At 44.0% G+C, this 25637-nt stretch carries 22 protein-coding genes; 16 read left to right on the plus strand and 6 right to left on the minus strand.

Translation table 11 applies throughout. The features are described from left to right. Positions 1 to 791: 791 nt before the first annotated feature. From mobC to DSM08_RS01090, 5 genes are all read right to left on the minus strand, one after another. The gene (gene mobC, locus DSM08_RS01070; protein WP_149524403.1) at positions 792 to 2780 is read right to left on the minus strand and encodes a conjugal transfer protein MobC; all 1989 of its coding nucleotides are present in this window, start codon (positions 2778 to 2780) and stop codon (positions 792 to 794) included. A gap of 1 nt (position 2781) precedes the next feature. Further along, positions 2782 to 3879: a relaxase/mobilization nuclease domain-containing protein gene (locus DSM08_RS01075; protein WP_187773936.1), complete on the minus strand. Its 1098-nt coding sequence runs from the start codon at positions 3877 to 3879 to the stop codon at positions 2782 to 2784. Between the two features lie 13 nt (positions 3880 to 3892). Continuing rightward, positions 3893 to 4243, minus strand: a complete 351-nt coding sequence (locus DSM08_RS01080) for a plasmid mobilization protein (protein WP_149524405.1) — start codon at positions 4241 to 4243, stop codon at positions 3893 to 3895. Between the two features lie 11 nt (positions 4244 to 4254). Further along, positions 4255 to 5160, minus strand: coding sequence for a toprim domain-containing protein (locus tag DSM08_RS01085; protein ID WP_149524406.1), 906 nt, complete (start codon positions 5158 to 5160; stop codon positions 4255 to 4257). A 691-nt stretch (positions 5161 to 5851) separates the two neighbouring features. Then, positions 5852 to 6358: an RNA polymerase sigma factor gene (locus tag DSM08_RS01090; RefSeq protein WP_149524407.1), complete on the minus strand. Its 507-nt coding sequence runs from the start codon at positions 6356 to 6358 to the stop codon at positions 5852 to 5854. A 462-nt stretch (positions 6359 to 6820) separates the two neighbouring features. Here DSM08_RS01090 and DSM08_RS01095 point away from each other — a divergent pair, with 462 nt between their 5' ends. From DSM08_RS01095 to DSM08_RS01170, 16 genes are all read left to right on the plus strand, one after another. Beyond that, positions 6821 to 9919 carry a SusC/RagA family TonB-linked outer membrane protein gene (locus DSM08_RS01095; RefSeq protein WP_149524408.1) on the plus strand — a complete coding sequence of 1033 codons (3099 nt, stop codon included), beginning with the start codon at positions 6821 to 6823 and terminating at the stop codon, positions 9917 to 9919. 8 nt (positions 9920 to 9927) lie between these two features. Beyond that, the gene (locus tag DSM08_RS01100; RefSeq protein WP_149524409.1) at positions 9928 to 11604 is read left to right on the plus strand and encodes a RagB/SusD family nutrient uptake outer membrane protein; all 1677 of its coding nucleotides are present in this window, start codon (positions 9928 to 9930) and stop codon (positions 11602 to 11604) included. A 672-nt stretch (positions 11605 to 12276) separates the two neighbouring features. Continuing rightward, positions 12277 to 12711 carry a hypothetical protein gene (locus tag DSM08_RS01105; RefSeq protein ID WP_149524410.1) on the plus strand — a complete coding sequence of 145 codons (435 nt, stop codon included), beginning with the start codon at positions 12277 to 12279 and terminating at the stop codon, positions 12709 to 12711. A 171-nt stretch (positions 12712 to 12882) separates the two neighbouring features. Next, on the plus strand, positions 12883 to 13158 hold the full coding sequence (locus tag DSM08_RS01110; RefSeq protein ID WP_246172582.1) for a DUF4134 domain-containing protein: 276 nt from the start codon (positions 12883 to 12885) through the stop codon (positions 13156 to 13158). A 13-nt stretch (positions 13159 to 13171) separates the two neighbouring features. Then, positions 13172 to 13495 carry a DUF4133 domain-containing protein gene (locus tag DSM08_RS01115; protein WP_149524412.1) on the plus strand — a complete coding sequence of 108 codons (324 nt, stop codon included), beginning with the start codon at positions 13172 to 13174 and terminating at the stop codon, positions 13493 to 13495. A gap of 10 nt (positions 13496 to 13505) precedes the next feature. Further along, positions 13506 to 15989 carry a TraG family conjugative transposon ATPase gene (locus tag DSM08_RS01120; RefSeq protein WP_149524413.1) on the plus strand — a complete coding sequence of 828 codons (2484 nt, stop codon included), beginning with the start codon at positions 13506 to 13508 and terminating at the stop codon, positions 15987 to 15989. A 1-nt stretch (position 15990) separates the two neighbouring features. Continuing rightward, positions 15991 to 16671, plus strand: coding sequence for a conjugal transfer protein TraI (locus DSM08_RS01125; RefSeq protein ID WP_149524414.1), 681 nt, complete (start codon positions 15991 to 15993; stop codon positions 16669 to 16671). 11 nt (positions 16672 to 16682) lie between these two features. Then, positions 16683 to 17342, plus strand: coding sequence for a hypothetical protein (locus DSM08_RS01130; protein WP_149524415.1), 660 nt, complete (start codon positions 16683 to 16685; stop codon positions 17340 to 17342). After that, positions 17332 to 17958, plus strand: coding sequence for a TerB family tellurite resistance protein (locus DSM08_RS01135; protein ID WP_149524416.1), 627 nt, complete (start codon positions 17332 to 17334; stop codon positions 17956 to 17958). Before DSM08_RS01130 ends, DSM08_RS01135 begins: the two co-directional genes overlap by 11 nt. A gap of 26 nt (positions 17959 to 17984) precedes the next feature. Then, positions 17985 to 19178: a conjugative transposon protein TraJ gene (gene traJ, locus DSM08_RS01140; protein WP_246172386.1), complete on the plus strand. Its 1194-nt coding sequence runs from the start codon at positions 17985 to 17987 to the stop codon at positions 19176 to 19178. A gap of 12 nt (positions 19179 to 19190) precedes the next feature. Continuing rightward, the gene (gene traK, locus DSM08_RS01145; protein ID WP_149524418.1) at positions 19191 to 19811 is read left to right on the plus strand and encodes a conjugative transposon protein TraK; all 621 of its coding nucleotides are present in this window, start codon (positions 19191 to 19193) and stop codon (positions 19809 to 19811) included. Then, a complete protein-coding gene (locus tag DSM08_RS01150; RefSeq protein ID WP_149524419.1) occupies positions 19811 to 20227 on the plus strand; it encodes a hypothetical protein in 417 nt (138 codons plus the stop codon). Before traK ends, DSM08_RS01150 begins: the two co-directional genes overlap by 1 nt. Then, complete coding sequence (gene traM / locus DSM08_RS01155; protein WP_149524420.1) at positions 20217 to 21464, plus strand: conjugative transposon protein TraM; 1248 nt, start codon at positions 20217 to 20219, stop codon at positions 21462 to 21464. Before DSM08_RS01150 ends, traM begins: the two co-directional genes overlap by 11 nt. 40 nt (positions 21465 to 21504) lie before the next feature. Beyond that, positions 21505 to 22302: a conjugative transposon protein TraN gene (gene traN, locus DSM08_RS01160; RefSeq protein WP_262713921.1), complete on the plus strand. Its 798-nt coding sequence runs from the start codon at positions 21505 to 21507 to the stop codon at positions 22300 to 22302. 21 nt (positions 22303 to 22323) lie between these two features. Further along, positions 22324 to 23097, plus strand: a complete 774-nt coding sequence (locus DSM08_RS01165) for a hypothetical protein (protein WP_149524422.1) — start codon at positions 22324 to 22326, stop codon at positions 23095 to 23097. Positions 23098 to 23554: 457 nt separating this feature from the next. Next, positions 23555 to 24130, plus strand: coding sequence for a ferritin-like domain-containing protein (locus tag DSM08_RS01170; RefSeq protein WP_149524423.1), 576 nt, complete (start codon positions 23555 to 23557; stop codon positions 24128 to 24130). A 473-nt stretch (positions 24131 to 24603) separates the two neighbouring features. Here the strand turns inward: DSM08_RS01170 and DSM08_RS01175 are convergent, their stop codons facing one another. Next, the gene (locus DSM08_RS01175; RefSeq protein WP_149524424.1) at positions 24604 to 25614 is read right to left on the minus strand and encodes an OmpA family protein; all 1011 of its coding nucleotides are present in this window, start codon (positions 25612 to 25614) and stop codon (positions 24604 to 24606) included. Positions 25615 to 25637: the final 23 nt, after the last annotated feature.

Below are 25637 nucleotides of genomic sequence, written 5' to 3' on the forward strand. Positions count from 1 at the left end.
CGCGTCTCAATAGAAATCCGGTAAATCAATTGGAAACATACCGATTTACCTTTCCTTGTATCGCAGCTAAACGTTACAGTTGTACCATTTCAATTACATTTATTTTATTGTGCTGGAGAATAAGCAAATTTTATGCGTTTTACACAACAAAAAATAAAGGGCTCTACGTGTTGCTTGTTATGTTGGCAATAAATAGAACCCATGGATAGTTAGGCGAGCGTAGATCTGTAGGCTACGCCGCATCTTTACTTTTTTCATCTTCATCCATTTCCAGAATGGCCATAAGGAGTAAATAGTAGCCTCTCTCTAATCCTAAATTTGCTGCTTTTTCTTCTATGCTTTTCATGATATTAGTTGTTATGGTGAATGTTTAATAGTTATTTTGAAATATTCTTGCAACTTCAATGCAAAATTTACAATCGACCTATTTTCCGGTTACAATTAATATTTGGTTATCTAGCTTAAAGAAAATGGAAAAAAAATTAGTCCGAAGGGAAAAATCAGACAATTACAATATGGCGACAATCGATAAATTCTGTCCTAAAAAGAAGACGGTTTGTTGATCCCTAAAGATTACTCAAATGACAGAGGAGCCGTAGCTATTATAACCTAAGGTTTGTGACGTTCTCCGCAGGGAGGGCGCAACTTATCCGGCCTGTTGTAATTTGTAACCCTGAGGATCGGTAGTTTATGGATTTAGATTCAGATGAAATATCTCATAAGGGCTGGATCAACAGAGCTCGATTGCCTTACTCTGCGTGCGCCAGCTAGTGGTCTATTCCATCAGATAATCATTTCGTCTTACTAAGTACTAAATGCTGCAATTCGGGGTCGGAGAGTAATCGTTCGATTTCAGAGAATGCTATTTCAGAAACGTCCTTTTTTATCTGTAAATAGTTTTCTTTTACGAAAGAATCATCGATAGGGTTGATCAATTGAATCGGCTCATATGCTGACTCTTCAGCTTTCAAGGCACTGTGGTCGTTCAGAATTTGCGCATGGAAGCTTTTCAATTCTATAGGGGTTTGCGGCTCGTCGGCGACCACACCTACAAATTCTCCTGAGGAAAGAGATGATATTGTAGATGCAGGAACTGCCAGGTCGAGCTGTTGAGAATGACTGATAGAAGTTCCCGAATCATTGATCGATATGCTTTCCCTATTCTGCATAATCTTTCCCACTCTTTCGGATAATTGACGAGCAGTCTCGCCTGAAACCTGGCCACTAATAACGTTTCCCACGATGTTCATGATGACGTCGGCAAGGTCTCGGCCATAATCTTTTCGCAGCTGGCTAATGTCTTGAACGCCTAGACAAGTGGCTACTCGATTACTTCGCGCTGTAGCAATTAAACTGTCGATATTATTGAGGTAGATCGTCGGAAATTCATCGAAAATCAAGCTGCACTTCTGCATCCCCTTTCGATTGACCTGCTTGATAAGACGATTGACGTATAACGATAGCACTGCGCCATAGATTTGAATCTTCTGAGGATTGTTGCCCATACACACGATCTTGGGGTCCATTGGGTTGTTGATATCCAAGTTAAAGTCATTGCCCGATAGCACGAAGTAGAGCTGGGGCGAGGAAAGCCTGGCAAGGGCAATCTTTGCCGATGCGACTTGTCCCTCCAGCTGTTCCATTACATTGTTAATATACGCATTCACAAAGGGGTTGATCAACACTTCAATTTCTTTATTTGTGCGTAGCAGAGAGAAAAGCCTATCGTAGTCCAATTGCATAAGCTCTATGACGTGAGGCAAGGTGCAAAATTCACCGTCCTGGTATCGGCGTAAATACCATATGACGGCGGTTAAAAGGTTGATCGATGATTCGATAAAGAAATCTCCTTGGCGCTTTATCCAGTCTCGGTTCAATCCCAACAAAATGGTTCGCGCCGATTCAGCGGCGTCTGAAATATCGGTCATCGCAGAAGGCTCCAAAGGGTTGCACCGATGTGAGCGTCGCAGATCATCGAAATTGATGCAGAAAAAACGACTTTTAACAGATTTGTTTTGTTGGGAGAGCTTCCAGTGGTGGTAGGCGATCTGCGTCAGGTCATCGTATTTGAAATCATATACGAACATGGCAAAACCCTTTTTTATATGTTGGGAGATGACATGGCGGATAACGAAGTAGGACTTGCCTGCGCCTGGGTTACCTAACACTAAGAGCGCCCTGAAAGGATTAATGATGTTGATCCAGCTCCGGCGGACTTTGTTCTTCAAACGGTAGCGGCAGGGCAAATTGATAGAATATTCATTCTCGATGAGCTCCTCTTGTTGTGGAAAAGTTTGATTGTCGCGATTAAAGATGTCTTTAGCTAACAAGCGCTGTCGAATCACTCTAGTGATCTGCGTAAATCCTCTGATGAGTAGCAGAAATCCAGCAATCGAAGTGAAGGTATAAAACAGGGACTGCATCTGACGCGTTAAGGGAGTAAACCAAACGACCGAGTTCAAAAGGTAGAGGATGAATCCACTTAAGATACAGACCAGTGCGGGGCCAACTTTGAATTTTTTCTCTTTTCTCCCTTTGGTGCCTATCAATGATAACAGCAAAAATGCAAGAGCTAGTATTTTCGCAAAATGGTAAGTTCTGAATAGGGAAGTCTGTAGCAAGATATTCTTCAGACGTCCTACCCATGGCGAGTCGAGAAGAGATATAGCAAAGCTGCCTTCCACCACCAAAAGGATATGCAGAATCAAAAGACAGAACGCCAAAACTCTGCACATGTCGCTTATTTTTCGCAGCGCCTCTATATTTTCCCCCGTATTCATGCTAAAAACGTTTCCTGTGTGCTTTCTGCGTATTAGTTTTGAGCTCTGTAATATTCCGGTCGCAAGGGTCATTCGGGCCATGCAGGCGCTTTGACACGCTAGCAATTTGTTGATAAGCTTCTTTTGTCAGTCCTTGACTCAACGAGCTCAGCACACAATGGTGGATATGATCCACTAGCATAACCTTTCTTTCTCCATCTTGAAGAGGAGCGTGATAGATGCCAATACCCCGATTGGATAGTTCAGAGCTTAGCTGATGATCAGAAATCTGGCGGTTGGTGAGAAGCAACTTGAGTTGGATTCGCGTTTCCCTGCTCCTTGCAGAAATTCGGAAAGAGTTCATCATAAAAATACGCTCTAAATTCCTATAGGTAGGTTTGGTCTTCAGTTGGCTTGCGAGGATTCCCGTACCTATATTTTTGTTTTGAGAATCGATACTGAAGTACAGCAAGCCAGGGTGTGCTCCTGCAGATTTTTTTGCCAAGGTTACGGCTCTAATCCCATAGGAGGCCAAAACAGCATTCCACTCCGCTAGATGTGTGAGACAATACTGTTTTTGAACAAACCGGATGATGTGCTCCATACTGTGTCTGGTCGCCGATGTTCCGTACTGCAATCGAGTGGGACGCTTTTTATCCAGTTGGGTCAGATCAATGGTTTTCGGCGTGCGGTTAAGGCTATACTTCCTTGCTAAAATTTCAACAGCAGGGAGGGAACGCCGTCTCCACAGGTTGCTGGTGTCTATACGATTTCCATTAGCTTCGATTGCGGTGGTCACAATATGAAGGTGAGGAACTGTAGTGTCCATGTGCTGATAGGTAAGATGCGGCTGGTCCCTAAAACCTATCAAGGCCATGTATTCCCGCGAGAGCTCCCGCAATTGTTCCAGTGAAAGATTGGTCTGGTCCGGGGAAAACGAAAGCATGATATGAAGGCTCTTTACATTCGACCTCAAATTAAGATTGTTTCTATGTTTGAGGTAAGATTGATAGAACGAGCTTGTAATCTGCTGTAAAGGCAATGGGAAGTTACAGCAGTCGATCAAGCTCGCTTTCGCAGAAAGAACCTTTTGCTCGTTATAGTTCAATATTGAACTCATCTGGGTTACTTCTTCAATTCGTGCGAACATAGCTCCATTGGTGTTTAATTTGTTGGTTTAATTCGTCTAATAATTTGATTAGTTCATTGATTTCTGCATCATCAATGGAGCGTAGACTTGGGTTATAAACGCCAATCCTTTCTAGTTCGCGTTGAATTCTTGAAAGAGCGTCCATCATGGCATCCTCTGATAGATTTCGAGTAGTTTTTATGATTCTCCGTCGGAAAATCATTTGCCGAACATAATGGGATAGCGATGGACACGTGCTGGCCTGTTGTCTTCCGGTCAGCAAACTATATTCTTGCGGCGTCAGACGAATACGAATGCTTAAGGAACGTACTGCCTTCTTTCTTGCTTTTTTCATAATTGGGCTGCCTATGATTTTATCTTCAATGATCCGAATGCTACTTTCTTCGAGCGCCCGATCGAACAGGCCCATTCATTCAGATCTTTATGCTCTTTATATAGATTGCTTTCATCCATATACCTTTGATCAGATGCAAGTGCCATCTGTGTCAGATTTCTGCCTGTCTGATCCTGGTCGAAATAAAGTGAGATGTTTCGGTGCTGCTCCAGCAGAGGTTTGGCGCGATCGAAGAACGATGCAGAGTTGAGAACAACGAAATCCATTCTGTTCTCATCTAAATCTCGATGTAAGGTTCGAAAAGTGAGAAAATCCATAAAGCCTTCAAAGGCTGCCACCTTGGGATGATCCCGGATATAAGTAGAAATATCTTTAGGGGAGCTACTAATCTTCATGAAACTGTTGCGAATTTCGTATCCACCAGAACGGTTAGGAAAGCCCAAACCGAAATATGTCTTATTGTCGATTTCAAAATGAAGCTCGCGAAGATAGCGGTCGGCGATGCTGATTGAAATGCGCCTTTCTTGAAGGTAGTTAAGCAACGCATCATGGCGCAAGGAGCGGTTCTCTACAATCCTCAGTCCGCTTCGGGTATTCCATGCGGGGTCCTCTGCTCGCTGCCTTTGCTTGAGTGTCGAGGCGTGGTTAATAGAGTCCAAAAACTCTCCAATAGTGAATTGATTGTATCGCATAGCGAAATCAATTATATTTCCTCCCTGACCCATTCCATAGTCATACCATCTGTTCAACCGTCGATTGATCTTGAAAGAAGCTTCCTTTTCAAGGCGCAGAGGAGAAAGATACCAAAAATTATCCCCACGAACTCGTGTGGGCTCGTGGCCAAGACTTGAGAGATAACTCACCATGTCAATTCCCTTTATCTCGTTCAAGTCGGGCTTTAGTTTTTGAAACGTCATACCTATTCTTCTAATTTCTGAACGACTCTGAGTAAAACTAAATTAGTGAGTGATGGTCAACAAAGGAATACATCGCAAAAAAACGATAGGGGTGCCCGTTGCGAGATAGGATACGGCATCTCATAAACAGGCCAGGAAAGCTATTTTGGTCACTGCCTGTGGAGCGGAACCTTCAGTGCCCACAGACTCGCCAGCCCTAGCGTTAGCTCATCGCATCGGAGTTCAGTGGGTGAATGTTCTGCTATATTGTTTTTGTAATTGGACTGCTTGAGATAAAAAGCCAGGACCTGGTTGCTCAGATAGATTCCGAATCGGGCTTCACAAATATTAGTTTTTCATATGTCCAGGTGCGCTTTTTCCAAATTCAGGGGAAAGGGATAACCTAGAAGACGAGGATGAACCAATAAAAAGACGATGGAAAAAGGTTAGCCAACCTCGGGCGAGGCTGGCTAATTACGCTAACTTTCCTCGAATGAGGTAATATAATTATTTGATATAAATATAATCATAATAGCTAGAACATAGCTTTCTTTTTTGTTGGTGACGATTTCGAATACTTTTTCACCTTGTTACTCATACCTCTCCGATCTAAAAGAGGCCAATCGAGTTTTTAAGGACTAATTGGCTTTGAGAAGCAAAGGGCACGTATGAGTATCGGATGGATGATGAAAAGATGAATCAGGCAAGGTCCTTAAACATTCCACTGATATTCTTTGAGTTTTTGCTGAAGGATTTTCCGAGCAGTATGAATTCTAGTCTTTACCGTGCCTTCAGGAATATCCAGATATGCCGCTATCTCCTGATATTTATAACCCTCGAAATGCATCATAAATGCTTGATAATATTTCTCGGGTAAGCTTTGAAGCGCCTCCTGAATCTCACCTTTTATAAAACTTCTTTCCCCGTGGTTCGATACAGAGGTTAAGACTTTGCTTTCTTGAGACTGTCGATAAGATCGATATTTCTGCGCTAAGGTAGATTTACGACAATCATTAATGAAGGTATTTCTCATAATCGTATAAATCCACCCAAGGACATTGGTGCCCTTGGCAAATTTTGTATGGTTTCGGACAACTTTTAATAACGTATTTTGAACCAAATCTTGGGCGTCCTCATCATTTCCTGTAAACTTAGTCGCATATTGCATAAGCGCTGCCGAATGAGCCAGCACTTCCTTCTTAAAAAAATCATTGTTCATGTTTTAAAAGTTAAGTTTATCCCTACAAATTGTTGACTATGTCTCTGGCCAAAGACGGATTAGATAACTGTGCTAGCGAGAAAGCCTCGCGCCACGCGCTAGCCTGTTCAATGTTAATGGTTGTAATGCCAATGAAATAGCAAGCGTTATGCCAAAATGGCGATTTATGTTGCTTCACTGCATTCAAAATTCCCGAATCGTTGAAATTATGCTGTAGATGGAGAGCTACAGCGAAAAAAAAATGAAATTATCGGCCAGATATGGCACGTTGCCTTTCAACATTTGAACATTTTGTTCCTTCTTGAGCGTCGCGTAAACCGATTCTTAATGATTTCTTAACCTAACCTTTATCCAGGATGACTTTACAATGCATCTTTTTTTTTCTTAGTTTTGCGCGCGTTAGGACATCCTAGCTAATTAATCTATAACCATTTCCTGCCAAAGGAAATATAAAACTCACCTATGAAAAAAAGACATTTATTGCTATGCGCAGCGATGGGCTTAGCACTTCATTCACGGGCAGATGCAAAACCACCCTTCCTCAGCAAAGACCTGGGAAATTTGCACCATGCCTCCTTACAACGAACGATACAAGGATCCGTGAGAAGCGTTTCCGGCGAATCAGTTCCCAATGCATCGGTAAGTAATTTATCCACCGGAAGCTCTGTACAAACCGACGAACAAGGTCGCTTCCAAATCGAAGGACAGGTGGGTCACCAGCTCAGAGTGACCATTGTCGGCTTTGAACCCAGGACACTTACGGTGGATTCCTATAACATGGAAATTTCACTTGATCCTCGTGATGAAGCGTTGGAAGAGGTGGTTGTAGTAGGGTACGGAACGCAAAAAAAAGTGAACTTGACCGGTGCAGTAGCTACCCTGTCTGGCGATGAGTTAGAAAGCCGGCCTATTGCCAACGTAGGGCAAGGGCTACAGGGACAATTACCAGGATTGACCATTAAGAACAACAACACTGGACCAGGGAATTCTGCGCCACAAATCCGCATTCGCGGTATTGGAACTTGGGGCGATGCTAACCCACTGATCGTTATCGATGGTATACCCGGAGGTAACATGAATATTCTAAATCCCGAGGATATCGAAAATATATCAGTCCTCAAGGATGCTGCTTCCTCGTCAATTTATGGTGTGCGCGGAGCCAATGGCGTCATTTTAGTTACGACCAAAAAAGGTAAATCGGGAACACCGAGCTTAAACTTCAATAGCTATTACGGATGGCAAGCCCCCACAGCTTTGCCTAAGTTCCTCGGATCCGTGGACTATATGATTCTTCAAAACGAAGCAAACGAAAATGCTGGGCAAGGCCCTACCTACTCCCAAGATCAGATCGAGATTGCCCGAAATGGTTCTGACCTAAACTATTTCGCCAATACCGATTGGATCCAGGAAGTATATAAAAAATCAGCCCCTCAGCAAAACTATAACCTGAGCCTCCAAGGAGGAAAGGATAAAACCAGCTATTACGCTTCCTATGGATACTTGGGGGAAGGTGGACTGGTCATCGGTGATAATTTCAAAGCGGGCAGGCACAATGCTAGAATACGGTTAAGCACCGAAATTCTAGATCGCGTGCAGCTCGACGGAAATTTAGGCTATGTCGATCGCGGATATAATGGATCGGCCTCAGGAAATGATCCTTTATCCATGGCAACCTCCATACGACCGCTGGTGCCGGTGCGTTTTTCAAATGGTAGTTGGGGATATCACGGTGGCCAAAGTAACCCCGTGGCGATCGCAACAGATGGTGGAACCGATCGTTTTACCTCACAGGAAATAACAGCGAACATTTCCGCTACTGTAAACCTGATGGCCGGACTTGATCTTCGCGGACAATACGGTTTGGTAAAATATAACTCAAAGCGTAATAAACTACTCAAGACCATTAATTACTATAGTCCGGATGATGATAAATTGATCTATCGCTCAAATTATCCAAATAACATCCGCATGGATCATTATTCGCAGACCTACCAAACCTTTGTGGGGACGGCGACCTATCGAAAAAGTATCTTAGAAAAACATAACTTCACCGCCCTGCTGGGTTACTCGCTAGAAGAAACGGTTGGCGCCGATTTTTGGGCGTCTCGCCAAAACCTGCCTGTTCAGGATTTGGAATCCCTGGCAGTAGGAACGGAGAATCAGCTAAATAACAGTTCCAGTAACCAGAATGCACTCATGTCGTTCTTTGGTCGCTTAAATTACGACTATCAAAGCAGGTATCTCTTGGAAGGTAACTTTCGTTACGACGGATCATCGCGCTTTCACCCGGATGTTCGTTGGAACTGGTTCGGATCCTTCTCGGCGGGGTGGGTGCTTTCCGAAGAATCTTTCTTTCAGGATATGAAGAGCTTCTGGAATTTCGCCAAACTGCGACTTTCTTACGGTACGCAAGGTAATGATAAAGTGGGCCGCGACTTTCCATACATGGCAACCCTTTCCTCGGTACAGATCACCAGTAACAATCCGATAGGCGATGAAGGACAAGTAGGGTTTCGGCAGACATTTATCCCGAATCGCTACATCACGTGGGAATCCTCAGAAAAATCGAATGTGGGCCTAGACCTTGCATTCTTGAATTCCCGATTGAGCGTAACGGGCGAGTACTTCGTCAACAATACCAAGTCGATTATCTTAAATCCTCCATTGCCCGATGTAATTGGCGTAGGCACAGGATACCCCGCGCAGAATTCTGGACAAGTACAGAATAAGGGCTGGGAAGTTGTAGTAGGATGGAAGGACAAGGTAGGCGAACTTAGCTATTCCGCAAACTTTAACCTCTCGGATGTGAAGAATAAGATTACCAAGTTGGAGAATTATGCGACCAATTTAGGGGATAAAGTTCGATTAGAAGGCTATCCGTTGGATGCATTCTATGGATTTCAGGCGGATAGGATAGCACAGCAGAGCGACTTTACGTTGGTAGGGGACAAGTTAGTTCCCAACTTTCCATTTCAAAAAGGAGATCTGGTAGCCCCTGGTGATTTGATTTATGTTCCTCAGAATCCTGACGCAAAAGAAATTACCGCGAAGGACGACCGCGTTATCTTGGGAAGCGACATCCCACGTTACACCTACGGATTCAGGGGCGATCTGGCCTACAAGGGCATCGATTTGAGCTTTTTTTTACAAGGTGTGGGTAAAGCCGACGGTTATTTAGGCGGTTCAGCACGCCATCCATTCATCAACAACAGTGCGATGCCTCAAGAGGTGCACCTCGATCGATGGACGCCCGACAATTTAGATGCTTCCTATCCACGGCTGGTTTACATGCGAACCCATAATACGCGCCTATCATCCAAATGGATAGAAGATGCCTCGTATCTTCGATTAAAAAATATTCAGATCGGTTACAGTTTCCCGACCCAATGGATGGAGAAAGTGAGAGTTTCAAAGATGAGGGTATTTGTTTCGGCAGATAACTTATTTACCAAAACAGACTTCTTTTATGGCTACGACCCGGAAATTCCATCGGGAAATACGGGTAACTTTTACCCGCAGGTGAAAACATATGTCGTAGGTGTCAATCTTAATCTTAAATAGTAACTTCCATGAAAAATATCATTAAAAATATCACTCGTTTAAAACATGTATGGATCTTTGTTCCCTTGGTGGCCCTAAATAGTTGTAGTGATTTCCTAGACCGCGTCCCTCAAGACGAAATTGTCGATGAAACCTATTGGAAGACGCAGGAACAATTGGAAATGGCCGTAACGGGAATTTATTCGCGTGTCAAAGCCAAGAACATCATCGATATGGAGAATATGGGGGAGAACACCATGTGGCCTACTACCACCGAGTATAAGGATATCGGTTCTGGCGTATTTCCGGTGACGCAGCCCACAGTGGATAACGAGTGGCGCAACATGTATCGAGACATTAGAGAATGTAACGTGTTTTTGGAAAACTATAAGCGAGCTCAAGAGACCGTAGCTGGAGCTAACGAACGTCTGGCAGCAGAGGTACGAGTCATTCGTGCTCTAGGCTATAGCTTCTTAACATCCTTCTATGGCGATATCCCGCTTATCTTATTGCCCTTAGAACCCGATGACCCTCAGCTTTATGAAGGGCGAAAAAAGCAGGAGGAAGTCGTGGACTTTTTGATTAAAGAACTTGATGAGGCAGCAGCGGTTCTTCCCGAAAAGATCCCGACAGGAAAAGACCTTGGCCGCATTAGCAGAGGAACAGCGCTTGCGTTGAAAGCCAGAATTGCACTAGCTTATCAGCGATATGAGGTAGCCGAGAAAGCAGCAAAACAGGTAATGGATATGGGGGTGTACAAGCTCTATACGACGGGCGATCCCAAAACGTCTTATTACGACCTATTCACTAGAAATGGGAAATTGGCATCTGGAAAAAATCAAGAGACCTTGTTCGCAAGACTCCACAAAATGGACGTGATCATGCACAATTTAAGTCGAGAGATTCAAGTACCCGACCAATTTGCGCGTTTCGTGCCGACTAAATCACTGGTAGATTCCTACCTGTGTATCGATGGGCTGCCGATCGAGAAATCACCGCTTTACAGCGATGCGACCTACGAAGATGTATTTAAAAATCGCGATCCCCGAATGACCCAGACCATCTTGGTGCCCGGAGATCAATGGGGAGGACGATATGACGGTCGCCCCGTAGCACAGAATCCAGATCCAAGTATTTTTATGGTACCCAAATTTACCCAGGACGGACGCGGATCGGTAACTACAACTGGCTATTATTATAAGAAATATGTAGAGCTGTCTGCTGTGCCCAACTACAACCGGGATGATAACGATATCCATCATATCCGCTACGCAGAAGTATTATTGACTTATGCAGAAGCACGAATGGAACAAGGTAAATTAACGCAAGCCGACTTGGATATGTCGATCAATCTGCTAAGGGATCGCGTGGGGATGAAACATATGGACCTGAATTTTTTAGCGCAGAACGGCATGGATATACGTACGGAAATCCGCCGTGAACGTCGCATCGAGCTTGTTCTGGAAGGGCAGCGCTATTTTGATGTTCGCCGATGGAAAGAAGGTGATCGATTGGGTAAAGATATTGAAGGCGTAAAAGCATCTTGGTTTGCGCAGCTAGCAAGCTCCGCGTATAGAAAGAATGCAGAAGGATATTTGGTAGTACAGTGGAACAGAGCTTTCGAGAGCCCTAAAAACTACCTATGGCCCGTGCCGCAGACTCAGATCGACAGAAACCCGAACTTAGGTCAGAATCCAGGTTGGTAAGCACTCTAAGTTCAAAAGATCATACTCGTAGCTGTTCAACATTGTTTGGCGTGATAACCTATAAACAGCTCTACGCATTTATGGGAAATTTATTTATCGCTGCCCAGTGAACTCAATTAACTTCTTTCAATAGCCAGCCCAAAAAGGGGCTGGCTATTTTTTTATTTCAGCTTATCGAGATCGGCGCGTTATTTTTTTGGGATATTGCCAACGTTAATTTAGGCGCTCCATTGACTAAAAGTATCGACCGACAACCTTCCACTCGAGCTTTTCAGCGGAGAATCTCGACAATCTGCTTCTTCCCAAACAGATGTATATTCTACCTGTAGAATCCCACCACATCTTTTCAGCCCGCATCGCCCCAGGTCATTTGATCTATCATCTCTGATGAAAGATAGGGGACTCAGCAGTCACTTCCGATATACCCTCTGAATACGGTTCGAGTCAACCCTAGAAGATAACTCGAGTGGGAGGGATTAACAGCCTTTATCCCTCTCCAGCAGGTTGCCCACAGCACATTGCTTGAGGAGGTACAACTTAGGGTACAGAATAAATTTGTGCTTGCGCTTCCTGGCAATATGGTTTTGCTTTGCTATGGCAAAGGTTAAACATCGGTGATGTTGCCACATCATATTCAGCAATTTAGACCAAAAATTAAAAAAGGAGGCTTTTATGTTTCAAGAAATCACTTGGTTACAATTTTTGACGGCTCTACTGCTTGTTGTCTTGTTGTACTACCTAGTTATTTTTATGTTATTCAGTAATGGGGATTTTAAAAAGCTCCTCAGAACCGGGAGCTTGAAAAATGAAGACATAGATCTTAATCCATCTCCCCTGCAGGATGCTATAGGGGACCAGAACGCGGAGCAAGGGACAATCCACGACGAGTTTGTTAGCCAGCTCCGATTTTACCTCGAACCCTATCAAGGTGAAACGATCGACCGGGAAGGCATCATGTCGGTACTTGCCGGCCTATTAATTCAATATCCTGAAATATTAAGTATGCTCGGATCGCAGGGCTTTATAGCACTGGTAAAAAACGAATTGAAGCAGGCGAAAGTTGATTTCGTCCCTGACCTGGCATGGGACGCGCTATTAGCTAAATAATCCACAAAGGCTCCTCACCCGCTCCCCACGCCCAGCGTATCACCTATGGAATGTGAGGTGACGGGCCTTTCTATTAAACTCGAAAACTATTTTTTTATGAAAACAACTAAAAAAGATTGGATGGGGAAACCACCGGTGTGGTTCATACCCACAGCACATCGCGTGAGCTGCATGCTCCTACTTTTTATCTGCACATTACATAGCCATGCTCAAGATGGTATCGCCGGAATCAATGCCGCCAACGAGCAGGTGCGTAGCTATTTCGAGGAAGGTACCAAGTTGATGTATGCTGTAGGGGCTATACTTGGTCTTATCGGTGCCGTTAAGGTTTTTCAGAAATGGAACAACGGCGACCCCGATACTGGTAAGGTGGCGGCAGCATGGTTCGGAAGCTGCGTTTTTCTGGTTGTCGTGGCAACGGTTATCAAATCATTCTTTGGCGTTTAACTCAGGCAGAGCTATGGCAAACTCAATTTACTCCATCAATAAAGGGGTTAACCAACCCATTATGTTCAAGGGATTTAAGGCCCAATACATCACGTATCTAGCTATTGGTCTGGTAGCATTGCTCCTGCTGTTTGCGATCATGCACTTTTTTGGCGTTCCCTCCTACCTGAGTGTGCCCGGCGTGCTCATCGCGGGGCTTTTCTGGGTACGATACATTCACCTTTTAAGCAACCGATATGGTCAATTTGGCCTATTGAAAAAGCTGGCGATAAGTCGCATGCCCAATAGCCTACACATCGACTCGCGCCGTGTATTTATCCGACCTAACAAATCATAAATTCAATCTTATGGGCATCAATTTAAAAGATATTTTCCCTATAATGGACGTGGAGCACGATTGCATACTCAGCAAATCGGGAGATGTAACCATTGCTTATGAGGTAACGCTGCCTGAAATATTTACGCTGTCGGATCTGGAATACGAGTCGCTCCATCAAGCGTGGATTAAGGCGATACGCACGCTTCCTGAGGGGACCATTTTTCATAAACAAGACTGGTTCAACTTAGCAAAATATACTGCGGATTTCCATGACGGCAGCCTCAGCCATTTAGACCGGTGCAGTGAAGAACACTTCAACGGTAGGCCTTTCCTTAAACATCGCTGCTTTATGATGCTAACCCGATGTTCGAGCAGCAGAAAAACAGTGAACTCACTAACGAGCAGCCTGGTTTCTGGGAAATTTATTCCGACGGAGCTGCTGGAAGAAAAATGGCTAAAAGATTTCGAGGGAATCTGCTCTCAGTTTATACGTATTTTGAACGATAGCGGTTTGGTAAAAACTAAGCGGTTGATAAAAGAGGAGCTTCTGAGCGACACGCACAAGAAAGGATTTATTGAGGCTTACCTAACCTTGTCCCTTACCGAAAAGCCTTTACAACTTAATGATATAACGATCGGCGAAGAACTCAAGATTGGCGATCGTTTCTGTCAGCTATATTCGCTTTCGGACGTCAACGACCTTCCTAATGTATGTGGCAGCAGAATTGACTATAGTCGATATTCGACGGAAAGATCCAAGTTAGGAATCGGTTTCGTATCGAGCATCGGTCAACTGCTCCCTTGCGATCATATCTATAACCAATATATCTTTATTGATAATCGCATCAAAACGATCGAGAGATTTGAGCGTAGGAGACTTCGGCTTCAATCGCTTTCAGCATATTCTCGAGAAAATGCATTTGCGCGCCAGGCAACTGATGCGTTTCTTCAGGAAGCAGCCAGCTTGAAGCGACAACCTATCAAAGCACATTTTAACCTCTTGGTCTGGGCCAGCGATAAATCGCAATTGCAGCAGATAAAAGATCGTGTCTCCTCAGCATTGTCTCAAATCGATGCTGTCACCAAGTTGGAAACCGTCGGTGCGCCACAAATTTTTTGGGCCGGCATACCCGGTAATGCCGCAGAATTTCCAATGAACGATACGTTCCACACCTTTGCACCGCAGGCTGCTTGCCTGCTGAATTTGGAGACGGCTGCTCGAAGTTCGAACAGTCCGGTAGGAATACGTCTTGGAGACCGGTTGACCGGCAATCCCCTGCACGTGGACATTTCCGATGAGCCGATAACAAAAGGATTTTGTACGAACCGAAACAAGTTCATTCTTGGACCCTCCGGAAGCGGCAAATCATTTTTTACAAATCATCTAGTGCGGACCTATTTGCAGCAGTCCAGCCATATCGTTTTAGTTGACGTTGGTCACAGCTATAAGGGTCTGTGCGAGATGGTCTCAGGTTATTATTTCACCTACAGCGAACAGCAGCCTCTTGAATTCAACCCCTTTTATCTGGAGGCGAGCGATTCACTAGATACCGAGAAAAAAGAGAGCATCAAATCGCTTCTGTTGGCACTCTGGAAAAAAGATGATGAAACATTTAGGCGATCCGAATATGTCGCCTTATCTAATGCGATAACCGGATTCTACGAGTATTTGGGGACTAACACCCATATTTTTCCGTCGTTCAATACCTTTTACGAATATCTCAAAGAGGTTTACCACCATCAGCTAAGAAGAGAACATGTCAAGCAACAAGATTTTGATATGGACAACTTTCTATATGTTCTAAAACCTTACTATTTAGGCGGAGAGTTCGATTACTTGCTGAACGCACGAAAAAATCTGGATCTTATTCAGCAGCCCTTTATTGTATTTGAACTGGATCAAATTAAAAACCATCCCATTCTTTTTCCAGTGGTTACTTTGATCATTATGGAAGTATTCATCTCTAAGATGCGTAAGTTAAAAGGCATTCGCAAAGTAATCCTAATTGAGGAAGCATGGAAAGCGCTAATGAAGGAAGGATTTGCCCAGTATATACAATATTTATTCAAGACGGTTCGAAAATTTTATGGCGAAGCGATTGTAGTTACACAGGAAGTTGACGATATCATTTCTTCGCCAATCGTTAAACAGGCTATCATAAACAACAGCGACTGCAAAATCTTGCTCGATCAGAGCAAATACCAGAATAAGTTCGATCATATCCAAGAGCTCTTGGGACTCACGGAAAAGGAAAAGGCCCAAGTGCTTTCTCTGAACCGCTCCAATGATCCGGAATTAAAATACAAAGAAGTATTTATCAGTTTAGGAGGAGTGGTAAGCAGAGTGTTTCGTACCGAGGTGTCCTTGGAAGAATATCTGATTTTCAGTACCGAACAGAAAGAAAAGTTAATGCTCAGCGAGTATGTACGTCTGGCGGGCGGCAGCCTGCATAGCGGGTTGCGCAACTTAGCTAATGCCATTAGAAGCGGACAGGTAAAACTAGGAGATTGATATGAAAAATAGAAAATTCTCACAAATACTGCTGGTCGGCCTACTCGTTTGTGTTCCCATAACGCAGGGATATAGTCAGCTGGCGATCGCTCAGGTCATTAAAGCTGGGATCAAGAGGGTCATCAAAGCAGTCGACCTCCGGGTGCAGCGGCTTCAGAACCAAACAATATGGCTGCAGAACGCTCAGAAAGAATTAGAAAATAAGCTCTCTAAACTTCGACTTCAAGAAATCACACAATGGTCTGAACGTCAGCGCCAGCTTTATAGTGAATATTACAATGAACTAACGAAGGTGAAAACTGTGATCCGGTATTATCGCCGGATTACTGAAATGGCGGCCCTGCAGAAATCGATTCTTCAAGAATATCAACGAGCCTGGAAGAATTTCTCCTCAGATCCGCTATTTAGTGTGGCCGACAAGGCCCACATTAAACAAGTTCATCAAGGCATTTTGCAAGACTGTATGGAGAATGTGGACATGCTTACCCTTGTGATCCAATCTTTCACTACTCAAATGAGCGATGCTGAGCGTCTGTCGCTGATCGAGCAGGTGCGTGAGCGCATGGAAACGAACTACTTTGACATGAAAGTTTTCAACCAACAGACTAATATCCTGCGTCTGAATCGGCAAAAAAATGTACTGGACGACCAACATCTCCGATCTATTTATGGACTAAACTAAAAATGAATCCTATGGATAAGAAACTTATTATTTCAGTATTGTTGGCAAGTTTTGTAACCCATACCAATGCGCAAAACACCGCCGAGTGGCTCCGGCAGAAGCGGACTCAAAATCGGTATTCTTTAGAACAGGTTCTCGCAGCCAATGTGTATACCGATTATATCAAGAAGGGTTATGATGTCCTTGCCGCGGGTCTGGCTGCTGTCGCAAGCAGCAAAAAGTCAGAACTTGAGCAGCATCGCACTTTTTTCGAACGAGTCCGTATGGGCATGATACGCGCTATCCCTGTATCTTATGAGCAAAAATTTCAGAGAATAAATTTACGTATTTCCTATAACCTGCGACTTGCAGCTAAACTAACCGAAAATGGTGCCTTGGCGGCATCGGAAAAACAGTATTTCCGTGGAATATTATCGAGAATAAACCTAGATAGGATGAGGCGAGAGGAAAAGCTCAAAACGGTTCTATCCGCATCGGAACTAGCGATGAACGACCGCCAACGTATAAACTTTCTGGATCGTTGTTTAGCTGAAATGGAATCTGAGTTGGCCTTTTCAAAAACCCTCGTTACGGACTTAGATGCGCTGATAGCCGCAAGAGGGTCGCAGAAACGCGAGTATCATAGACTTAATCGGCTTTTATTAGGAAAGGAGGTTGTGGATGAAAACTAAAGCGAGGTGGATCCTAGCATTGCTGATCTTTCACTTACCTGCGTACGTTTCGGGTCAAAAACACGAAGTCACACAATTACTGTTGAACGTAGAAAAGCTGGCGCAATTCAAGGATGTCCTACGTCAGATGAAACAGGGATATGAGATTCTTTCGAAAGGTTATGGAAGCGTTAAGGATATCACACAGGGTAATTTCTCCTTGCACAAAGCTTTCCTTGACGGATTGCTAAAAGTTAATCCGACGGTTAAAAAATATTATGGAATCTCCGAACTAATCAGTCTACAGCTTCAACTCCTGGATCAAACCAAGCGCTCTTATCTATCCTTCATTCGCTCCGATTGTTTTAATTCCAATGAACTCCAATATATAGCGCGTGTACATCGTAGGGCTATTAAAGAAAGTGTGGAAACCTTGGAAGAGCTCACTGCAATCCTTGCAGATGGTAATTTTCGAATGAGCGACTCAGAAAGGATAGAAGCGATAGACGCACTGCTGGAAAAACAAAGAGAACGCAAACTATCGATAAACGCCTTTGATTCCCGTAACAAGCTATTGGTCCTTCAGCGGATGAAGGAATACAATGACGTGCTCTGGGGTGAGAGGATGAATCGCTGATAAATTTTTATCAAAAATATATGCTTATGAGAAGATCTTTAGTACCCTCGCTTTTACTCTTTGCTCTACCCCAAGGGGGCAGGGCCCAAGATCTCGCCGGCGAGATAGCGAGTTTGCAGCAGGTGCTCGACCAACTATATCAAGAAATGATCCCGCTCTGCAGCGGACTGGTCGGGGCCGGGCAAGGTATAGCCGGGTTTGCGGCGCTGTGGTATATCGGTGCTCGAGTTTGGCGACATATCGTGCGGGCCGAATCGATCGACTTCTATCCCTTGCTTCGGCCGTTCGCTCTTGGCTTTTGCATCGCTTTCTTTCCTAGTGTCGTTGGGCTTATTAATGGGGTCCTGCAGCCGATCGTGCAGGCCACGGGCCAAATGGTGGGCAGATCAGATAAAGCGATAAGTGAACTTTTACAAGCAAAAAAGGAGCAGATAAAAGAAACCGACACCTGGCAAATGTACGTCGGCCACGACGGTGCTGGTGATAGGGATCGCTGGTATAAGTATACCTACGATGATTCCCCCTCGGGAGAAGGCATGTTGGAGGGGGTTGGCAATGATATTAAGTTCGCGATGGCCAAAGCGTCATACGCTTTTCGCAACAGTGTTAAAGAATGGATGAGCGAGATCCTAGCGGTGCTCTTTCAGTCTGCCGCACTATGTATCAATACGCTACGCACATTTCAGCTGATTGTGCTAGCTATTTTGGGGCCGCTGGTATTTGGGCTGTGTGTTTTTGATGGATTTACACATCTGCTTCGCGGTTGGCTGGCCCGATATATACAAGTTTTTTTATGGCTGCCCGTAGCGAACATCTTTGGTAGCATTATCGGCCGTATACAGGAGAATATGCTGAAGATTGATCTCGCCCAGATCCAAGATGCGGGCGATACCTTTTTCAGTCGTACCGATGTGGCCTATCTTATCTTCTTGCTCATCGGAATCGTGGGGTATTTTACAGTTCCCGCCGTTGCTGGTTACATTGTCAGTGCTGGTATGGGCGACGCCTATAGTCGGCAAGTTTCAACGGCTTTCACTACTACGGCAAATGCTGGAGCTGCAGCTGTTGGCGGCGCCGCTGGTGTGGCTCTGGCAGGAGCGCAGCATGCCGTCAGCCACATTGCAGATGCTGTCGGAACTCCATCAAGTTCCGATAAGCCCCAGGAACGCCCCCAACGTTCAGAAGATTATATGCGCGAAAAAATGAAAGGATCACCCTAAAAAATGAAAAATATGTTCAAAAAAATAAAAAATATCGATACGGCTTTTCGTCAGCTGCGACAGACGGTGGTGCTGGTAATTATTTCCAGCACTCTTGTACTAGTAATCGCTTTGGGATTCGCCTACCGACTGGTAAGTCGAACGCAGGACCGTATCTATGTACTGGCCGATGGGAAGGCCTTTCAGGTTTTTGCATCCAGTACCAGAGACAATATTCCCGTAGAAGCGCGTGAGCACATACGCAGCTTCCACCGTTATTTCTTCACCTTAGATCCGGACGAGAAAGCCATCAAATATAATCTCCAGAACGCATTGTACTTGGCCGACGTTAGTGCTAAGCGCGCTTATGATGACCTACAGGAAAATGGCTTCTATGCAAGCCTGATTTCAGGCAACGTCAATCAAACCATTCGGGTGGACAGCGTACAGGTCGATGTGGAAGAGTATCCCTACCGTTTCCGATGCTTTTCAAATCAACAGATTATTCGCCCACGCAGTATAACCCATCGAGAGTTGGTTACCGAAGGCTATTTAAGAAGAGTGTCCCGTAGCGACAACAATCCCCACGGTTTTCTTATTGAGCGTTGGCGGACCGTTCGTAATAGAGATTTATCCACTCAAAACAGATACTGATGGGACAATTAAAGTTCTTTAACAAGTTTCCTCCGAATCGGTTCCTATATGGGCTGGCAAGGAAGGATCAGAAAAAGTTGCTCCGGCCAGGACCACGCCTTGCCCTGTTTCTTCTTATTGTTTTCCTAGTAATCATCATTCAATGCTTTGTTTATCGCCCGTCAATGTTGGATAGCATTGTTTTTCCAAAAACAGCGCCAATTGCTTGGCCAGAGGTATCTTTCCCAGCTGACGAACTGCCGATAATGGAGAAAGAATATCGCCGAATTGAACGATTCTGCCGCTATATGGACAGTCTGAGCCGAAGCGAGCCGGGGAAACATCTCCATGACAGCATTATGAACAAACGCCCAGGGCTATTAGATAGCGCAAAACTGATATTGTTACACTATAAAAATCGTTACCATGACTTTTAGAATTAGATTACCGCTGAAAGTTACACAGGCTAAAAAACGGCTTTTGCTTACCCTGCCATTCCTGTGTTCCCCTTTTCTGGTTGTCATCTTTTGGGCGATGAAATCAGGGACATCCGCCCAACAGGCCAATACAGCATCGCATGGAGGGTTAATGCAGCTTCCGTCGACGGATCTCAACAGGGACCGTGAAATGTCCAAATTGGACCACTACCGTAAATCGGAAAAGGACAGCGCCGAGCATTACAACCGATGGAAACCACTTATGGACAACTGGACCGAACAAATCGATGGTTTATATCCAGTAAGTGAACACTCTATTGAGGCAAATGATGAGGGGCCTGATTATGAAAAACAGCTCTATTTAAAATTGGCGGAGTTGGATCGCAGTCTCCACGAAGTTTCGGATTTTGATGCCTCCTCTGATCGTTCCTCCACTGCTGATCAGCGGATCGAGGTACCCTTGGAAGAAGATGGTCGCAAATCGCTGGCAAGACCAGCAAGAGCTACTCCGTTTTATCACTCAAACTCGACGCTGGAAACTGAGCCAGATCCTGAAATACAGCAGCTGAACACGATGTTAGATAAAATTATCCAAATTCAAGGGCCGAAGGACGGCCCAAACGCATCCTCCTCAGAAATTGAGCTTACGCAACAGCGCCACTTAGAGCGAGAAGCCTCCAGTAGAGGAACACTAATACAGGAGCATATGCAAGATTCTTCATTGACCAGCGGGTTTTATTCCAGTGTATTTTCTGCTGATATGCCTGCTTACAACGCAGTAGCTGCCGTCATCCACGAGAATCAAGTTGTTGGAAATGGATCGGTGCTGAAGATGAGGCTCCTAGAAGACTACCATGCCGGAAGTGTAAAGGTTCCCAAAGGCACGTTTGTATATGGAGCTGTTCAGTTAAATGGTGAACGGATGAAGATCCGCGTCGGGCACATCAATGTGAATGGTCGCATTGTAAATACTAAGTTAGAGGTTCATGACATTGATGGTATTCAAGGGATATATGTGCCAGAGATGCTGGACCGGGAGGTGATCATCAGATCAGCAGATCAATCCATTCAATCAATAGGACTTGGACAAAATATCTCTTCTGCACTAATTTCTGAGGCTACCAGCGCCGGAATCCAGGCTGCAAAGTCCCTGTTTTCCAAGAGAGCTAGGCGTATTAGAATAGAACTTAAGTCGGATTATCGCTTGCTTTTAAAAGACCTATCCATTGTTAAATAATCATTATCCTATGAAACTCCTATTAAACATTTTACTTTACATGCCACTGCTCATGGCAGAGCTATGTTCGGCGCAGTCTACGATAAAAACTTATGCACGTGTGCACCGAGATACACTAAAGATTAATGAAAAGCAAACTACGAATATTCTGTTTGCCCATCCAATTACGGTATTTGACCGAGGAAGCGCGGACATTCTGGCTCAGCGGTCACCCATGGCGGCTGACCTACTCCAAATAAAAGCATCGGGATCCGGCTTTGAGAACACTAACCTTTCCGTGCTGTGCGCGGATGGTAGTCTGCATGTTTTCAATGTTTCCTACGAGCAAAACCCCACAAAACTCATCTGGGAGGTTGGTCTTGTACAACCAGACGCCGTCAATGATAGCGCTACTCAGGCTCGCCAGCGGTATCACGCTCGTGCCCTAAAGGTATCGCAATTGCTAGTGCCTAGTATGTCGGTCGGCCGGGAAAGGCAACAGATTGGCCTGCGCATTAATGGGATTTATATCAGCGAGGACCAGATGTACTTTCATGTTAAGCTTACCAATAAGAGCTACATTCCCTTTGATATCAGTCGGCTAGCGCTCTATAGCAGCGATGGAAAACGTGCGAGACGTGGGGCCTACCAAGAAATAGAGATACCTCCGCTGTATGTCTTGGGTGATGTCAGACGATTGGAAAGACGTTCTGCACATTCAGTAGTGCTAGTGACACCTAAATTGTCGCTAGGCAAAGGGAAAGAATTACGACTGCAGCTTTGGGAAGATCAAGGAGGGCGCCACCAACAACTGGTGATAAAGAATAAGCACTTAATCAAAGCGGTTCCATTAAACTAAACATAAGAAAGGAAAATTACTATGAACCAAAAAAATTATGAGTACCTCAGAGACCAATTATTGTATAGCGGATTTGGCGATTCGATGAATGCTAATTTGCAGAAAGCGATGAAAAAAGGACAAGATCAATTTACACTTAATTTTAAGCGAGAAGACGAAGCCGAACGAATTGCTGCGCAACTAAGATTCTCTAAATCTAAACAGTCCGACATGTATTTTTTTAATTCCTATGAGTTGAAGATCACCAACCGCGCGAGCCTGCAGAGCATCAAGCAGCGGTTTTATGTGAACGGAAGAGATCGGTTCACTTTAAAAGAGGCCTATAATCTTTTGCAGGGGAGGGCTGTACACAAAGATTTAACTAACAAGGAGGGTGAGCGCTATCGGGCATGGGTGCAGCTTGATTTTAAAACAGTTGATTTGGAGGGTAATAGGAAATTTCGCCATTATCATGAAAATTACGGGTTTGATCTCCCTCGAGAGCTAGAGAAGTTTCCCATCAGCGATCTGCAATATCCGGACAGCAAAGAATATCTTATCGCTTCGTTAGAACGCGGGAATCGCCATGATGTAACCTTTATGTTGGAACAAGGGTCGCGGCAAGTTTCTCTTGAGGCGAATCCCAAGTTTAAGTCCGTGGCAATTTACGATGGTTCGATGCGCCTAGAGTTCGTCTCGATGAACTTAGACAAGCACGGACAGCAAAGTGCGCAAGATGTGCAGATGGAAAATAAACAAAAACGTCAGATAGATCAGCAACCACCCGCTAAGCAATCAAAAGGAAAGAGGCTCTAATTATAAGGATATGGATGGGATGAATGTTTCTTGTTGCTTGCATCTGTTTTTCCGCAAATCCGCTCAAGACCCGCGGATAGGCAAGTCGCACTTAGCCGTGTATATTGCACTGCTCCAACGATGGTATGAGCATGAATACCGCTCTCCTTTGCGCATGTTCGCGCGCGACGGTGCACAGGCGGCAAGAGTATCGGTCGCTACCTACCACCAGTGCATAATCGATCTGCACCAGATGGGGTATCTTCGATACCGTCCATCGTTCCGCAGCGATATCGGAAGCCAAATCGAATTTTTTAGATAGATGATATCAAACTATCGCTTGCTATCCCGGTCTTGGCTAGCTGCTGCCGGAGTTAGCGATCGGCGCAATATGATGGTGCCCTCGGCAATAATTTCATGTAGTTGCCAAACCATATATGGAAATGGTTGTTCTACAGAAAACATAAACATCTTAATTATGGCAACAACAACTAAAAAAGAAACGAAGAAAAATGAACAGCCGGCTTCTCAGAAGAAGGCAACGGTAAAAGCGAAAGCGGATGCTGCAAAAGATCTTCAAGAATTATTCGAAGATGGGCTGAAAGATATTTTATGGGCGGAAGAGGAATTAGTTAAAGCATTGCCTAAAATGGAGAAAAATGCTTCATCCAAAAAGCTGAAAGACGCGATCAATGGACATCTGGAAGAGACCAAACAACACGTCGAACGATTGCAAGAGGTTTTTAAATCGATCGGGGTGAAAGCTGAAGCTGAAAAATGTGACGCCATGCAGGGACTCATCGAGGAAGGAGAGAGTATCATGGAAGAAACAGCGCCCGGCGCAGTTCGTGATGCGGGAATAATTGCAGCTTCTCAAAAAATTGAGCACTATGAAATAGCTTCTTATGGGACACTGGCGGCCTTCGCAAAGGTCTTGAAACACGAAGAAGCGCTCAAATTATTATTGACCACGCTTAAGGAAGAGAAAGCGTGCGACGAGAGCTTAACATCGCTCGCCGACACTAATTTGAATAGCAAGGCTGATAAAAAATAGAATAGGCATAATCCAAAAGATGGCGGACTCTAGTTCCGCCATCTTAATGAATAATCTTTGTAAATAAACTCCCCAAAACCAATTCGAACTATTAATTAACTAGAATACATACAGCATATCGTTCTAGACAATCGATCAAGCAATATACGATGGAAATCAACTGCGTTCGGATATTGATTATATATAGAAAGGGTACATAGTTGAGCCATGGTTGCCCAGATGCGCTCAGATTGCAAGCAGCAATGGCCTGTTGCCTATCCGTGTCCTGCTTCGCCCTTATTGAAATATCTAAAGCCTCAAACGCATCGATTTTATACCTAATAAATTTAAGAGCATATTGCGAACAATGACGTGTTTATCTGACGAGCTAATTTTACAGCATCGAACCACCTATCAAATTTCTTAATAGAAACTCTCATGAAGATGCCGCAATGAAATAATATACAAATTGGAAATAATCGAGGGTATTGGCCTTAATTTATTTTTACTAATTCTACCCTACGGTTTTTTGCTTTATTTTCTTCGGAATCGTTTGCTACCAAAGGTTTTTCAGCACCGAAACCTTTTGCGGTTAATCGAGCTTTATTAATTCCATTTGTTATCAAAGCGTTCATTACAGCATTTGCACGATCATTTGATAATTTTTTATTGTGTGCACCATCGCCTGTATTGTCGGTATGCCCTTCAATAGCAATTTTCAGACTTTTATCGTTTTGCAATGCTTCTGCAATTTGCGTTACCACTTCTTTTCCTTCGGTAGAGATATTTGATTTATCTACATCAAAATTGATATATAAAATCGACTTACCTTTTTCGGTCAAGTCTTTCGCAATATCGTCAGCCGTTACTTTGGTAATGGTTTGTTGAAAAGCTTCTTCTTGTAATACATTTAATGTTCCTCCTGCATTATTGGAAGTGAATTGAATATAAATGTTTCCTTTTTCTTCGGAACGAATAACATAAAACTTCATATTTTGATTCCAATACCCCATATCTCCCGAACCACCTTTATTAGGGTCTTGTTTGTTATAACGTTCGTATTCTTCTTTGGTGATTTCTCCATCAAAAACCTTAACCGCTCCGACGGCAAGCAAATAATCCTCCATGCTTTTCTCAAAGTAGCGTTGCGAATATTCTTCGCCTCGAACTGCAGTAACATTTGCTTTATACAATTTACCTTCAAAAGGTGTCATTACACCATTTATAGGGAAGAAACAAACGTCAAAGTTTTTTTGTATGGCACCTTTTCGAGCTTCTAATCCTTTAGGTAAATTAATAAAAGGAAAATCGCCAATATCGGCAGTAGAGAAAGCGATATCTTCTATGTTGAATTCAGCCGAAGAATTAGCTTCTTCTGTTTTAACTTCGTCTGCTTCAACAGAAGTTTCTACCACAATGGACTTGTCATTTTCTTGTTGTTTGTTTGCTTGATTACAAGATACAATCAATGCAGATATTGCAAGAATAAGGACTTTTTTTCTCATTTTAATATACTCAGTTTTATTAT

The organism is Sphingobacterium hotanense (assembly GCF_008274825.1).
GTDB lineage: Bacteria > Bacteroidota > Bacteroidia > Sphingobacteriales > Sphingobacteriaceae > Sphingobacterium > Sphingobacterium hotanense.